At 69.3% G+C, this 13,921-nt stretch carries 12 protein-coding genes; 5 read left to right on the forward strand and 7 right to left on the reverse strand.

Translation table 11 applies throughout. The features are described 5' to 3' along the window. From I73_RS04845 to I73_RS04855, 3 genes are all read right to left on the reverse strand, one after another. The coding region (locus I73_RS04845) for an ABC transporter transmembrane domain-containing protein (protein ID WP_022979577.1) at window positions 1-920 on the reverse strand (920 nt) is incomplete at its 3' end. Then, on the reverse strand, window positions 917-1,612 hold the full coding sequence (locus I73_RS04850; protein ID WP_148289685.1) for a beta-lactamase hydrolase domain-containing protein: 696 nt from the start codon (window positions 1,610-1,612) through the stop codon (window positions 917-919). The genes I73_RS04850 and I73_RS04845, both read right to left, overlap by 4 nt. A gap of 45 nt (window positions 1,613-1,657) precedes the next feature. Continuing rightward, a complete protein-coding gene (locus tag I73_RS04855; protein WP_022979579.1) occupies window positions 1,658-4,576 on the reverse strand; it encodes an adenosylcobalamin-dependent ribonucleoside-diphosphate reductase in 2,919 nt (972 codons plus the stop codon). A gap of 257 nt (window positions 4,577-4,833) precedes the next feature. On the opposite strand from I73_RS04855, the gene I73_RS25990 reads away from it, so the two are divergent. From I73_RS25990 to I73_RS04885, 5 genes are all read left to right on the forward strand, one after another. After that, window positions 4,834-5,220 (forward strand): hypothetical protein, encoded by a 387-nt coding sequence (locus tag I73_RS25990; protein ID WP_148289686.1) that lies wholly within the window; start codon window positions 4,834-4,836, stop codon window positions 5,218-5,220. Window positions 5,221-5,278: 58 nt separating this feature from the next. Further along, a complete protein-coding gene (ydiK, locus tag I73_RS04870; protein ID WP_022979582.1) occupies window positions 5,279-6,421 on the forward strand; it encodes an AI-2E family transporter YdiK in 1,143 nt (380 codons plus the stop codon). Continuing rightward, complete coding sequence (locus I73_RS04875; RefSeq protein WP_022979583.1) at window positions 6,418-6,915, forward strand: DUF3016 domain-containing protein; 498 nt, start codon at window positions 6,418-6,420, stop codon at window positions 6,913-6,915. Before ydiK ends, I73_RS04875 begins: the two co-directional genes overlap by 4 nt. Window positions 6,916-7,006: 91 nt before the next feature. Then, window positions 7,007-8,740: an MFS transporter gene (locus tag I73_RS30705; protein ID WP_022979584.1), complete on the forward strand. Its 1,734-nt coding sequence runs from the start codon at window positions 7,007-7,009 to the stop codon at window positions 8,738-8,740. Between the two features lie 16 nt (window positions 8,741-8,756). Next, window positions 8,757-9,044, forward strand: coding sequence for a YciI family protein (locus I73_RS04885; protein WP_022979585.1), 288 nt, complete (start codon window positions 8,757-8,759; stop codon window positions 9,042-9,044). On the opposite strand, the gene I73_RS04890 is transcribed toward I73_RS04885, so the two are convergent. The 4 genes from I73_RS04890 to I73_RS04905 form a co-directional block, all read right to left on the reverse strand. Continuing rightward, window positions 9,045-9,812, reverse strand: a complete 768-nt coding sequence (locus tag I73_RS04890; RefSeq protein WP_022979586.1) for an SDR family oxidoreductase — start codon at window positions 9,810-9,812, stop codon at window positions 9,045-9,047. 63 nt (window positions 9,813-9,875) lie between these two features. Continuing rightward, window positions 9,876-11,150, reverse strand: a complete 1,275-nt coding sequence (locus I73_RS26000; protein WP_022979587.1) for a nitronate monooxygenase family protein — start codon at window positions 11,148-11,150, stop codon at window positions 9,876-9,878. 103 nt (window positions 11,151-11,253) lie between these two features. Then, on the reverse strand, window positions 11,254-12,120 hold the full coding sequence (fghA, locus tag I73_RS04900; protein ID WP_022979588.1) for an S-formylglutathione hydrolase: 867 nt from the start codon (window positions 12,118-12,120) through the stop codon (window positions 11,254-11,256). 102 nt (window positions 12,121-12,222) lie between these two features. Beyond that, complete coding sequence (locus tag I73_RS04905) at window positions 12,223-13,899, reverse strand: OFA family MFS transporter (RefSeq protein WP_374701944.1); 1,677 nt, start codon at window positions 13,897-13,899, stop codon at window positions 12,223-12,225. Window positions 13,900-13,921 lie beyond the last annotated feature (22 nt).

A 13,921-nucleotide genomic window follows, 5' to 3' on the forward strand; every position in this document is an offset into this window, starting at 1 on the left:
GCAGGCGCTCTGGAGGTGCCGTTGATGTTGGTGAGGCGGCGGATGGGCTCGAACAGCAGCGACATGGCCGTGACGAAGCCGAAGAACTCGCCCGGGGTGAGCAGGTTGCGCGCGGACAGCGTCATGACGACGAAGATGACCCCGGACACCGCCAACGCCGCCAGCACCTGCACCAGCGGCACATTGGCCGACTGCACCCGCACCGCGCGCATGCTGGCGCGCCGCAGGTCCTCGCTGAGCTGGTTGAAGCGACCGGACTCGTAGTCGCGGGCGCCGAAGATCTTGAGTTCCTTCACGCCGCTGAGGCCCGCCTCCAGCTGGCCGGCCAGTTGCCCGGCCAGGGTGCGCATGGCCTCGTTGGACACCCGCAGCTTGCGGCTGGCCACGCGGATCAGGATGGCCACCACCGGCGCCACCAGCAGGATCAGCAGGGTCAGGTGCCAGGCCAGCAGGAAGAGCTTGACCGTCAGGCCGATGATGATCAGGGTGTCGCGGATGACGATGATCCAGGCCGAGGACAGGGCCTGGCTGAGCAGCGGGATGTCGTTGAGGATGCTGCTCAGCATGCGCCCGTGGGAGCGCGACTGGTGCTCGGCCAGCGGCAGCCCCGTCTGATGGCGGAAGACCTCCTGGCGCAGGTCCGACATGGCGTGCTGGGCCACCGCCTGGCTGGCCACGTTGGCCACATAGTCCACCAGGCCCTTGGCGGCGAAGGTCAGGGCCAGCAGCAGCGGCAGGCGCCAGCCGGCCTGCGGGTCCTTGCCGATCAGGCCCTTGTCCACCAGGTGCTGCAGCAGCGTGGGCACCAGGGGCTCCAGTGCCGCGGCCGCCGCCATGGCCAGCAGGGCCAGGGCCGCGGTGCGCCAGTAGGGCCGGGTGTAGCCCAGCAGGCGACGATAGACCTGGACGGAATCGTTCATTCTCGGCGCAGCACCTTGTCGACGAACCAGGTGCCCAGCTTGGACTTGCGGCGCTGGTCGTACTCGGCCTGCAAGGCTTCCGGGTCGTAGACGTTCTGCACCCAGTCCAGGAAGGCGATCGGCCGGGCGCGGTGGGCCGCCAGGTAGGCCTCGAAGAAATAGTCCAGCCGGCCGGTGTTGCCGAACTGGAAATGGCCATAGCGCCAGCTCAGTTCGGTGAGCTTCTCGATGGGGTCGCCAAGATGGAAGTGACGGTACAGCGCCGAGGCCAGGCCCGCGCGGTCCGCCCCCGACTTGCAATGCAGCATGGCCGGGTACTCGATGGTCTGGAAGGCGTCGCGCAGGGCCAACACCTCATCCACCCGCGGCATGCGCCGCGAGCCCAGGGAGAAGCTGATCAGCTTCAGGCCCAGGCGGCGGCAGGCATCGGCCTCCAGGGCGTAGGACCCCTGCCCCAGGTTTTCGCCGCGCAGGTTCAGCACGGTGCGGATGCCCAGGGTCTTGCGATAGCGTCGCAGCTGAGCCGGGCTGGGCTGGCTCAGCCGGTACATGCCCCCGCCCAGGTGATGCAGGTTGTTGTACAGGGCCCGGAATGCACCATGGTCCACCAGGTACATGTCAAGGCGGGCGATCCACCGGCCCAGGCGTGTCTTGAGGTTGTGGCGCATGAAAGAGGGAGCGGAGCACGACATGCGCTCCCCAGGACGAAAGGGCCGGATTTTATCCGGCCCGCCCGCTCAGCCGCACTGGCCAACGTAGCCGCAGGCGGTGCAGAAGTCGCAGCCGTCCTTGTGGATCAGGGTGCTGTTGCCACATTCCGGGCAGGGCTTTCCGGCCATCGGCGTCACCGTCTCGGCCGCGTGGGCCTTGGCGGCCGGGGCCTGCAGGATGCCCATCTCGCGCAGCGGGAAGCCCTGGTCGTCCAGCACGCCCAGCATGGCGTAGCGGTGGATGATCAGCCGGGCCACATAGGCCACGGTGCTGGGCCAGACCTGCTGGCGCTTCTCGCCCGGCACCGGCGCCATGAAGTGGCCCAGCGGCTCGCCGACATTGAGCAGCTTGCGCAGCTTCATGCCGATCCAGGCCGGGTCGATCACCCGCATGTCCAGCGACAGCAGGCGGGCCAGGCCGTCCAGCGCCTTGGGATAGTTGCCCGAGAAGCCGACCGCGCAGGGCCGGGTCACATAGCCCGAGGCCGACTCGGTGCTGGCCAGGGCCACTTCCTTGAGCGTCAGCGTGAAGGCCTCGCCGGTGGCGGGGTTGTCCACGTCCACCGCCCAGGCCAGGGTGCCGGCGGTGGTGGTGCGGGGTTCCTCGCGGCTGAACATGGCGTCCAGCACCGGGGTCGGGCCACCCTCCTCCAGTGCGCCCAGCTCTTCGCAGCGCCAGCGGATGACGGCGGCGGTGGCTGCCACCACGCCCGGGAACAGGCGCTTCTCGCCCGAGGGCGGGAAGGCCATCTCGAAGGCGCGCTCCTCGGCCACGGTGGCCAGGGCATCGAGCTTGAGCTTGAGCCACTGCGGGTCGTTGACCCGCATGTCCATCGACAGCGTCTTGGCCAGGGCGCCCAGGCCGCGCGGCTGCTCGGCGCCGTTGACCCAGACCTCGAAGGGCAGGTTCTTGCCAAACAGGCCGCCATCCGGCCCCTCGGCCGGGGTTTCGCCGACAAACAGCGCAAAGTCGCCGTGCGGGTGCTGGATCATGTAGCTCCAGGCCGGGTTGCCGGCGCGCATCTCCGGCCGGCCGGGCCAGCGCATGGAAGTGAGCACCGGCTTGGGCAGCTTCTCCAGCTTCAGGCGCTGGTTGGCACCGTCGGTGGTCAGCGGTGCGGGCTGGGCGGCCGCGGTGGCGCTGGGCTCCACGCTCAGCACCGAGCCCAGCACCGCATTGGGCCGGTAGGTGGCCAGGCCCTTGAGGCCGCTCTGCCAGGCCGTCAGGTACAGATCCTGGAAGTCGGCATAGGGGTAGTCGGCCGGCACGTTGACCGTCTTGGAGATCGAGGTGTCGATGCAGGGGGCCACCGCGGCCACCATCAGGGCGTGGGCCTCGGCGCTCATCTCCAGCGCGGTGACGAAGGCCTCGGTCAGCGGCGCCTCGACGCCCTTGAGGTGGCGGTACAGGCGCCAGGCGTGGTCCTCCACCGCGTATTCCTTGAAGCTGCCATCGGGCATGCGCTTCTTGCGGGTGTAGGTCCAGCTGAAGGCCGGCTCGATGCCGTTGGAGGCGTTGTCGGCAAAGGCCAGGCTGATGGTGCCGGTCGGGGCGATGGACAGCAGGTGCGAGTTGCGCAGGCCGTGGGTGCGGATGCGGTCCTTGACCGCCTGCGGCAGGCGCGAGGCGAAGGTGCCGCGCGACAGGTACATGTCGGCGTTGAACAGCGGGAAGGCGCCGCGTTCGGCCGCCAGGTCCACGCTGGCGTTGTAGGCGCCGTCGCGCATCACCTCGGAGATGCGGCGGGCCATGTCGCGCGCCTCGGGCGTGTCGTAGCGCAGGCCCAGCATCACCAGGGCGTCCCCCAGGCCGGTGAAGCCCAGGCCGACGCGGCGCTTGTTGGCCGCCTCCTGGCGCTGGCGCTCCAGCGGCCAGACGGTCACGTCCAGCACGTTGTCCAGCATGCGGGTGGCCACCTTGACCACCTCGACGAAGGCAGCCTCGTCGAAGCTGGCATCGGCCTCGAAGGGTTGGCGCACGAAATGCGTCAGGTCGATCGAGCCCAGGCAGCAGCAGCCATAGGGCGGCAGCGGCTGTTCGGCGCAGGGGTTGGTGGCCGAGATGGATTCGCAGTAGCTGAGGTTGTTGTCCTGGTTGATGCGGTCCAGGAAGAGCACGCCCGGCTCGGCGTGGTCATAGGTGGAGCGCATGATCTGGTCCCACAGCGCCGTGGCCGGCAGCTTGCGGTAGACCCACAGGCCGTCGCCACGCTGAAAGGCCCCGGCCTTCTTCTGCTTGTCGCCCGGCTCGGCACGGTGGGTCAGCTCCACGTCGGCCCCCGCCTGCACCGCCTTCATGAACTCGTCGGTCACGCCCACCGAGATGTTGAAGTTGCGCAGATCGCCCTGGTCCTTGGCGTGGATGAATTCCTCGATGTCCGGGTGGTCGCAGCGCAACACGCCCATCTGGGCGCCGCGGCGGGCGCCGGCGGATTCCACCGTCTCGCAGGAGCGGTCGAAGACCCGCATGTAGCTCACCGGGCCGGAGGCGCTGGACTGGGTAGAGCCCACCCAGGCGCCCTTGGGCCGGATGCGGGAGAAGTCGTAGCCCACGCCACCGCCCCGGCGCATGGTCTCGGCCGCCTCGGTCAGCGCGGTATAGATGCCCGGAAAGCCCTCTTCATCCGAGGCGATGGAGTCGCCCACCGGCTGGACGAAACAGTTGATCAGGGTGGCCGTCAGGTCGGTGCCGGCGGCGGAGTTGATGCGGCCGGCCGGCACGAAGCCACGGCGCTGCGCCTCCAGGAACCGGGCCTCCCAGTGGGCCCGCTGCTCGGCCGGCTCATGGGCCGCCAGCGCGCGGGCGATGCGAGCACGCACTTCCTCCAGAGACCGCTCATCGCCTTTGGCGTACTTCTCGATCAGCACCTCTTCGCTGATGGGTTGCGCAGGCAGGCTGTCCAACAGGGAAACCTGGCGGGGGGCGGCGTGGCGGGTTTTGCTCATGGGCGTGGCGTCTCGGACTGTTCAAAAAACCAGCCGAGGATGATGCGCCAATCGGGCCGCGCCGGACAGTCTTGACATTCCGATCCGGCCGTCGGGAACACCAGAAGTTGGCCCAGCGCAAAGAGTTGCGGGATCGCGCCCGGGCTGGTCACGAAGCTTGCAAGACCCCGCTCGGTCAGGGGCCAATCGCTTGACTGTGATCAAGTTACATCCGCGCGGGCTGGCCAATCGGGCCATCCGGCCGCACACTCTCGGACATGGCATCCGTGATCCCCATCAAGTCAGACCTTTCCGGCGAGGCGTCCGCAGGCTGCGGCGCCTGCTTCCACAGCAGCATGGGCCCCGTGTGCCACAGCGCCTGCGAGCATCCGCGGGAAGCGGCCCCGGTCCTGAGCGGCCCCAGCGACCGGGTGCAGCATGTGCTGGCAGCCCTGGAACATGCCCTGGGCCCGCTGCACCAGCTGGGTGAGACCGACGCCCCGCCGCTGTCCCTGGTGCGTGCCCTGCATCTGGCCGACGGCGAGGCCGAGCTGACCCTGGCCGTGGCCCCTCGCTGCGGCGGCGCCCTGCTGGCTGACGCGGCCTTCGACACCCTGCGCCGGCTGCTGCCGGACACCGACATCTACGTTCGCCACGCCGGCTGAGGCCGACGATGCGGGCCGACTGCCCGATACTGCGGGCTCCTGGGCTCCTCTGTCGCGCATGACCTCCCACCGCCCGCCGGACCTGATCCGGCAACTGCTGTCGGTGCTCACCCTGCTGGTCCTGATCGGGGGCAGCCTGTGGGTGATGCAACCCTTCGTGGCGCCGCTGATCTGGGCCGCCATGATCACCGTGGCCACCTGGCCCACCCTGCTGTGGCTGCAGCGCCGCCTGGGGAACCGCCGCGGCCTGGCCACCCTGGCCATGCTGCTGCTGCTGCTGCTCGGCCTGTTCGTGCCCCTGACCCTGGCCATCGTCACCATGGTGAGCCACGCCGACGAGGCCCTGGAGTGGCTCAAGGGGCTGGACCCGTCCCAGATGGTCGACCCACCCGCCTGGGTGGCCACCCTGCCCATGGTGGGCGAGCGGGTGGCCCAGGCCTGGCGTGACACCGTCCAGGGTGGCGGCGCGGCCCTGGCCGCCAAGCTGGCGCCCTATGCCGGCACGCTGGCCAAGGCGGCCCTGCGCCAGGTCGGCGCCCTGGGGGCGGTGGGCCTGCAGTTCCTGCTGACGGTGGCCATCTGCGGCGTGCTCTACCTGCAAGGCGAGATCGGCGCGCGCGGGGTGACCCGCTTCGCCCACCGTCTGGCCGGCGAGCGCGGCGTGCGCATGGTGCACCTGGCCGCCCACGCGGCACGCGGTGTGGCGCTGGGCGTGGTGGTCACCGCCGTCGCACAGGCGGTGCTGGGAGGCATCGGCGTGGCCGTGGCCGGCGTGCCAGGCGCCATGGTGCTGACCACCATCATGTTCCTCCTGACCATCGCCCAGATCGGCCCGCTGCCGGTGCTGCTGAGCTGCTGCGGCTGGCTGCTGTGGTCCGGCCACACCGGCGCGGCCATCGGCCTGCTGCTGTGGTCCGGCGTGGTGGGCACCATCGACAACCTGCTGCGCCCCTGGTTGATCCGCAAGGGTGCGGACCTGCCGCTGCTGCTGATCTTTGCCGGCGTGATCGGCGGCCTGGTGGCCTTCGGCCTGCTGGGCATCTTCATCGGCCCGGTGGTGCTGGCCGTGACCTACACCCTGATGGGCTCCTGGATGGACGAGGAGCCCGGCGCCGATGCCGAAGCTGTCAGCCGCGCGGCGACTGAGGCGTTGAACCAGGAGGACGCGCTGCGTTCCCCCGCTTCAGGAGACTCCCCATGATGCCTTCACTGCCCTGGCGCCGGGCCACTCTGGCGGCGCCCCTGCTCTGTGCCCTGGGCTCGGCCCATGCCGGCACCGTGACGGTGGAATTCCTTCACCCGGAAAACTACACGGACGTCCATGTCGAAGGCGATGTGAACGTGCAGGTGCTGCAGCCCCTGGCCCAGGGACTCAAGCGTCTGGGCCAGCGCCTGCCGGCCGATCAGACCCTGGCCATCCAGGTCAGCAACATCGACCTGGCCGGCGACTGGCGGCCACCGCCCCGGCTGGGTCTGGAGGTGCGCGTGATGACCCCCGCGAGCTGGCCCCGCATCGACCTGCACTACCAGCTCAAGGACGCCTCGGGCCGGGATCTCCAGGCCGGCGATGCCGAGATCAAGGACATGGGCTACCAGGACAACATCACCACCCTGATCGACAGCACGCCCCTGCGCTACGAGCAGAAGATGTTGCGCGACTGGTTCAACCGGACGTTCCCCGATCCCAGACCCTGATCCCTAGGCCGCAGGCGCTCGGCCCGCCTGCAAGCATCGGTAAACCGGGTAGAGTGGCGCACCATTTTTGGCGTCATCCTGCAGTCATCCGATGCGTCTTCCCAATCTGCTGGCCACCGCACGCGGCCGCCTGACCGCGTTCTTCCTGCTGTACCTGACCGAGGGCATCCCACTGGGTTTTGCCGCCACAGCGGTGGCCACCCAGCTGCGCCGACAGGGGGTGGGGCCCGCCGAGATCGGTGCCTTCGTGGGCGCCTTCTACCTGCCCTGGGCCTTCAAATGGGCCTACGGCCCTGTGGTGGACGTGTTCGCCTCGGCCCGGCTGGGGCGGCGCCGCGGCTGGATCCTGGGCATGCAGATCATGATGGTCGTGACCCTGCTGTCCACCGTGATGCTGGACCTGCCGCGTCAGCTGGGCCTGTTCACGGTCATCCTGCTGGTGCACAACGTCTTCTCGGCGACCCAGGACGTGGCCATCGATGCGCTGGCCGTCAACACCCTGCAGGAGCATGAGCGCGCCACCGCCAACGGCATGATGTTCGCCGGCGCCAGCCTGGGCCAGGCGGTGGGCGGCAGTGGCGCCCTCTTCGTCGCGGCCCAGTTCGGCTTCCAGAGCTCCTTCTACTTCGTCTGCGGCGCCATCCTGCTGGTGACGCTGTTCGTGGTGCTGCCCTTGAAGGAAGCGCCGGACCCGGCCTGGGAGACCAAGCGCGGCGGGGGCGTGCACGCGGCGCTGCGCGAGATGCTGAGCTTCGTGGTCAACGCCTTCCGCTCCTTCGTGGGCACGCGCGGCGCCTTCGCCGGCCTGGGCATGGCCCTGCTGCCACCCGGGGCCATGTGCCTGGGCCTGGCACTGCAGAGCAATCTGGCCGTGGAACTCGGCCTGTCGGACGACCAGGTGGCCTGGCTGAACCTGTGGTCCACCGTCATCGGTGCGGCGGGCTGCGTGGTAGGCGGCCTCATCTCGGACCGGGTGGACCGCCGCAAGGCGCTCAACGTCTACATCCTGCTGATGAGCGTGCCGGTGCTGGTGCTGTCCTTCATCCTGCAGCGCGAAGGCTGGATCACCGCCGACGCCAACAAGACCGGTCTGCACAACGCGGCACTGGGCTTTCTGGTGGTGGCCTTCTGGGTCGCCACCCTCAGCTACTCCCTGTTCAACGGCATGATGTACAGCACGGCCAACGCCATCTTCATGGACGTGACCAACCCAGCCGTGGCGGCCACCCAGTTCACCGCCTACATGGCCATGGCCAACCTGGCCATTTCCTACAGCTCAATCTGGCAGGGCATCGGCATCGAGTCCTGGGGCTATCCGAAGACCATGTTGATCGACGGCTTCTTCGGCCTGACCTACCTGCTGCTGCTGCCCTTCACCCGCCGCCGCCCCGGGGATCCCGAGGGCTTCACCGACAGTCTGGCCCCTCAGCGTGCCCGCAAGCTGGCCCTGGGCCTGGCGCTGATGTGCCTGGTCTGGCTGCCCGTGCACTTTGAGGAATCGCTGCTGGGCCCGGCCCAACCGATTGCCGGCGTGCTGTTCTCGCTGGTTTTCGTCGGCAGCGCGGTGGTGCTGCTGGCCGGTGGGGCGGTGCTGCTGAAGGCGCATCCCACGCTGGCCAGGACGGCCATGGGGTTCTCGGCCCTGACCGCCCTGCTGCTGCTGCGCAAGTTCCTGGACGACACCCCCGCCCCGGTGCAGGCCCTGGGCCACGTCCTGCTCTACCTCGTGCCCGCGCTGACCGCCGGGCTGCTGTGGCAGCTGGCCCGTCAGCCCTGGCGCGATCTGGCGCCCGAGCCCGATGCCGCCCTGGCGGCCGGGGCCTGAGGCAGGAGCCCGAACCATGTACCTGATCCAGATCCGCTACACCCGTCCGCTGGCCGAGGTGGAACAGCAGTTGGAGGCCCACCGCGCCTACCTGCGCGAGGCCCCCGAGGCCGCCGGCATCCTGATGACCGCCCGGCGCCAGGACCGCAGCGGCGGCCTGGTGATGATGCGCGCGGACAGCCTGGCCGCGGTCGAGGCCTTCGTGGCCCGCGACCCCTACGCCACGGCCGGCGTGGCGGCCTTCGAGATCACCGCCTATGACGTGGCCCAGGTGGCCGCGGGGCTGGACGCCCTGAAGGCCTGATCAGCCCCGGCCCACAAAGGGCATGGCCGTGGCCATCACGGTGGTGAACAGCACATTGGCCGACAGCGGCAGGCCGGCAATGTGCACCACCATGTCGGCCACCTGCTGCACATCCATGCGGGCCTCGGCACGCACCTGGCCGTCGGCCTGCAGCATGCCGCTGGCCATCGTCGTGGTCATGTCGGTGGCGGCATTGCCGATGTCGATCTGGCCCACCGCGATGTCGAAGGCCCGGCCGTCGAGCGCCGCCGAACGGGTCAGCCCGGTCATCGCATGCTTGGTGGCCGTGTAGGCCACCGAGTTCGGCCGCGGCGCATGGGCCGAGATCGAGCCGTTGTTCAGGATGCGCCCGCCGCGCGGCGTCTGGGCCTTCATCAGCCGGAAGGCCTCGCGGGTGCAGAGGAAGGCGCCGGTCAGATTGACGTCCAGCGCCGCCTGCCAGTCGGCCAGGGGCAGGTCCTCCAGCGGCATGCCCGCGGTGAAGATACCGGCGTTGTTGAAGAGGAAGTCCAACCGGCCGAAGCGGCCCTGGAGGATGGCAAACAGGGCCTTGACCGAGGCTTCATCGCGCACGTCCGCCACCACCGGGCAGGCCCGCTCGGGCGCGGCGCTGGCCTCGGCCACCGACTCCAGCGCCTCGGCCTGGCGGCCAGCCAGCACCACGGTCCAGCCGGCCTCGATCAGCGCCAGCGCACAGGCCCGGCCGATGCCACGACCGGCGCCCGTCACCAGGGCGATGCGGGGAGGATGGAACACGGTGGCGGACATGGCGCACTCCTGCGTCGGATGGGCCCCGCAGTCTGCCATGGCCCGGAAGGAGCGTGGACGGCCTCAAGCGAGCTGAGCGGCCAGGGCCGGCGCCTCGGCCTGGGCCTGGGCGACGTCGCGGGTCAGCAGGCGCTCCATCAGCTCACGCACGCTGCGGATCTGCTGCCCAAACGGCAGCGCGCCCACGCCGCGAAAAAACAGACCCTTCTTCAGATCACCGCGCAGGGCCGCGGCCAACTGGTTGTCGATGCAGAACTGGCCCCAGTCCTTGAAGCCGTCGCGCAGGCCGCACTGGGCCAGGCAGTCGAAGGCCTTGGTGCAGCGGGCCTTGGCATGGGCCACGGCCTGCAGCTTCTGCTCGGCGGCCAGGTAGCTCTTCATCCACAGCGTCTTGACGGCGCGGGCCGGCAGGCCGGCCACGCTGGTGAAGGTCACCATGTCCTCGTCACGGGCCTCGGCCAGCACCCGCTTGAATTCGGGCGAGGCATCGCATTCCTCGGTCACCGCGAAGGCCGTGCCCAACTGGGCGGCATCGGCCCCCAGGGCCTGCACGCGGGCGATGTCGGCATGGGTTCGGATGCCGCCGGCAGCGATCAGGGGGATCTCCTTCTCGATGCCGGCCTTGCGCAGGAAGTCCCGCACCTCGGGCAGCACGCGCTCGAAGTCGAAACGGGTGTCGTCCAGGTCGGCGATCTTGGCCGCTCCCAGGTGACCGGCAGCCAGACGCGGGTGTTCGATGACGATGGCGTCGGGCAGGCGCTTCTTGCGCTCCCACTTCTTGACGATCAGGGCCACGCCGCGCGAATCGGACAGGATGGGCACGATCAGCGCGTTGGGGTGCTCGGCGGCCAGATCGGGCAGGTCCAGCGGCAGGCCGGCGCCCACCACCACCATGTCGGCACCGCTTTCCAGCGAGGTCTTCACATGGGCGGCGTAGTCGCTGATGGCGCGCATCACGTTCACCGCGATCAGGCCCTTGCCGGCCGCCAGTTCCCGCGCAGAGCGGATCTCGCGCTGCAGGGCCTCGACGTTGGCGGCATTGATGCGGACCTTGGAGTCCTCGTCCATGCCGGGACGGGCATGCAGGCCCTCGGTGGCCGCCATCAGGTCCGGATGGTGACGGCGCAAATCCACCGAGCTGATGGTGCCCACACCGCCCTCGGCAGCCACGCTGCCGGCCAGGCGGTGGGCACTGACGCCCACGCCCATGCCGCCCTGCACGATGGGCAGCAGCCAGCGGCCGGCCACCCGCAGCGGCTTGAGCCCGCTGCGCGAAAGCAGACCGGCCAGCCCAGCGTCGACATGGGAGGTATCCACCGGGGTGACAGCAGCGTTCATCGAAGGGCCCATAGACTTGCAAGAAAAGGTGTCGGAGCGTAGCGCGCCCCGTCCCGCCGCGTCTTGAGCGGCGTCAAGTCTTCGAAAGCCCTGTCGGGCCGGCTCAGCCGCGCAGCCGGGCGGCGTGGTGGCGCAGGTGGTCCTCGATGAAGCTGGCCACGAAGTAGTAGCCGTGGTCATACCCGGGCTGTCGGCGCAGGGTCAGGGGCTGGCCCACGGCGGCGCAGGCCGCTTCGAAGGCCTCGGGCAGCAGCTGTCCATCGGCCAGGAATTTGTCGGCCAGGCCCTGGTCGACCAGGATGCCCGCCGGATAGGGCGCCTGGGCCAGCGCGGCCATCAGGGCGCTGGCATCGTGGGCCGCCCAGGTGCTTTCGTCCTGCCCGAAGTAGCCGGTGAAGGCCTTGTGCCCCCAAGGGCAGCGGCTGGGCGCGCAGATGGGCGCGAAGGCCGAGACGCTGGTGAACACGCCCGGGTGGCGCAGCGCCAGGGTCAGCGCCCCGTGCCCGCCCATGCTGTGGCCGAACAGACCCTGGCGGTCGGTGGCCAGGCCGAAGGCCGCCCGAACCTCGGGCAGCAACTCCTTGAGCAGGTAGCTCTCCATGCACCAGTGCCCGGACCAGGGCGCCTGGGTGGCATCCAGGTAGAAGCCGGCACCCACGCCGAAGTCCCAGTGGTCGGCCTCGCCGTTCACGCCGGCGCCACGCGGGCTGGTGTCCGGAGTGAGCAGGGCCAGGCCCAGCTCGGCCGCCACCCGCTGGGCACCGGCCTTGATCGCGAAGGTCTCCTCGGTGCAGGTCAGGCCGGCCAGCCAGGTCAGCAGCGGCACGGTCTGCCCGGCCAGGGCCTGGGGCGGCAGGTACAGGCCAAAGCGCATCGGCAGGCCGATCTCGCTGGAGGTGTGGTGGTAGAAGCGCTGCTCGCCGCCGAAGGCAGCGTGCGCACTGATCAGTTCCAGACGTTCGAAAGCCATTGGGCCACCTTGCAAACGGCGCAAAAGCATGAACTCTAGCGCGACGGTGGTTCCATCGCCCCCCCTGAGAGCGCAGGGTTCGAGGCGACCCCGCACCCTGGATCAGTGGAAGAACTTGGCCACGCTCAGGACGGTGCGGTACACCCCCCAGGCCAGCGGCAGGCCCACGGCCAGCCAGGCCAGCGCCACCAGCACCGTGCTGCTGCGGTGATAGGTGTGGGTGCCCATCTCGTGCTGAGCCTCTTCCTGGGCACGTTCGCTGGCCAGGCGCTTCTCCTGGGCCAGCTCCTCATCGCTCATGAAGTGCTTGGGGTTCACCGGCCTCACCAGCAGGTTGCAGAGCAGGCCCACACCCAGCATGCCCACCAGGATGTACATGGTCTGGTTGTAGACCTGGTCCGGCGGCAGGCCCAGGCCCAGCTGGTACTCGCGCATGTAGTTGACGACCACCGGCCCGATGATGCCGGCGGTGGCCCAGGCAGTGAGCAGACGGCCGTGGATGGCGCCGACCATCTGCGTGCCGAACAGGTCGGCCAGGTAGGCCGGCACGGTGGCGAAGCCGCCGCCGTACATGCTCAGGATGACGCAGAAGGCGCCCACGAACAGCAGCTTGCTGCCCATGCCGGCGCTGGCCGGCACGCTGGCGTAGAGCACGCCGCCGAGCACGAAGAAGACGGTGTAGGTCAGCTTGCGGCCCAGGGCGTCCGACAGGCTGGCCCAGAAGAAGCGGCCGGCGATGTTGAACAGGCTCAGCAGCGCGGTGAAGCCGGCGGCCACGCCGGCAATGGCCGTGAGCTGGGTCTTGTCGAGTTCACCGAACTTGGCCTGCACGCCGATCAGGCTGCCACCGAAGACCTCCTGCAGCATCGGGCTGGCCATGCCGATCACGCCGATGCCGGCCGAGACGTTCATGCACAGCACCATCCAGACCAGCCAGAACTGCGGAATGCCCCAGATCTTCTTCACGTGCACATGGCCGTGGGTGATCAGGGCCTTGGCCTGGCCCTGGGCGGGCGGCGTCCAGCCCTCGGGCTTCCAGCCATGGGCCGGCACCCGGTAGCCGAAGGCGCCCAGCAGCATGGCCACCAGGTAGAGCAGGCCCATCACGACAAAGGTCTCCCACACGCCAACGCTGGTGGGGGTCGCAAAGTGCTTCATGAGCTCGGCGGCCAAGGGCGAGCCGATCATCGCGCCACCACCGAAGCCCATGATGGCCATGCCGGTGGCCATGCCGCGCTTGTCCGGGAACCACTTGATCAGGGTGCTGACCGGCGAGATGTAGCCCAGCCCCAGCCCGATGCCGCCGATGATCCCCGAGCCCAGCACCATCATCCAGAACTGGTGCTGATGGATGCCCAGGGCCGAGAACAGCATGCCGCCGCCCCAGCAGACCGCGGCCACCACGCCGGCCTTGCGGGGACCGGCGTGTTCCAGCCAGCCGCCCCAGATGGCGGCCGACAAGCCCAGGAAGACGAAGAACAGCATGTACATCCAGCCCAGCGTGGCGATGGGCCAGTCGCAGCTGGTGGTGAACAGCTGCTGGAAGAAGCCCACCTCGGGACTGCACTTCAGGGCCTCCTTGATGCCGATGGCCTTGGACAGCGGCAGCCAGAAGACCGAGAAGCCATAGGCCATGCCGATGCACAGGTGGATGGCCAGCGCGGCCGGAGGCACCAACCAGCGGTTGAAGCCCGGCGGCGCAACGGTGCGCTCCTTCGAGAGCAGGGACGGGGACGCTGCGCCCATCCCGGGCGCTGTATTGCTCATGACATGAGACATGAAAGCTCCTCTTGTGGTTTGT

Origin of the sequence: Ideonella sp. B508-1 (genome assembly GCF_000333615.1) — a bacterium.
Lineage (GTDB): Bacteria > Pseudomonadota > Gammaproteobacteria > Burkholderiales > Burkholderiaceae_C > Ideonella.

Coding starts and splice junctions, on each gene's coding strand:
- I73_RS04850 (WP_148289685.1), bottom strand. CDS start 1,612: ATGTCGTGCTCCGCTCCCTCTTTCATGCGCCACAACCTCAAGACACGC.
- I73_RS04855 (WP_022979579.1), bottom strand. CDS start 4,576: ATGAGCAAAACCCGCCACGCCGCCCCCCGCCAGGTTTCCCTGTTGGAC.
- I73_RS25990 (WP_148289686.1), top strand. CDS start 4,834: ATGGCATCCGTGATCCCCATCAAGTCAGACCTTTCCGGCGAGGCGTCC.
- ydiK (WP_022979582.1), top strand. CDS start 5,279: ATGACCTCCCACCGCCCGCCGGACCTGATCCGGCAACTGCTGTCGGTG.
- I73_RS04875 (WP_022979583.1), top strand. CDS start 6,418: ATGATGCCTTCACTGCCCTGGCGCCGGGCCACTCTGGCGGCGCCCCTG.
- I73_RS30705 (WP_022979584.1), top strand. CDS start 7,007: ATGCGTCTTCCCAATCTGCTGGCCACCGCACGCGGCCGCCTGACCGCG.
- I73_RS04885 (WP_022979585.1), top strand. CDS start 8,757: ATGTACCTGATCCAGATCCGCTACACCCGTCCGCTGGCCGAGGTGGAA.
- I73_RS04890 (WP_022979586.1), bottom strand. CDS start 9,812: ATGTCCGCCACCGTGTTCCATCCTCCCCGCATCGCCCTGGTGACGGGC.
- I73_RS26000 (WP_022979587.1), bottom strand. CDS start 11,150: ATGAACGCTGCTGTCACCCCGGTGGATACCTCCCATGTCGACGCTGGG.
- fghA (WP_022979588.1), bottom strand. CDS start 12,120: ATGGCTTTCGAACGTCTGGAACTGATCAGTGCGCACGCTGCCTTCGGC.
- I73_RS04905 (WP_374701944.1), bottom strand. CDS start 13,899: ATGTCTCATGTCATGAGCAATACAGCGCCCGGGATGGGCGCAGCGTCC.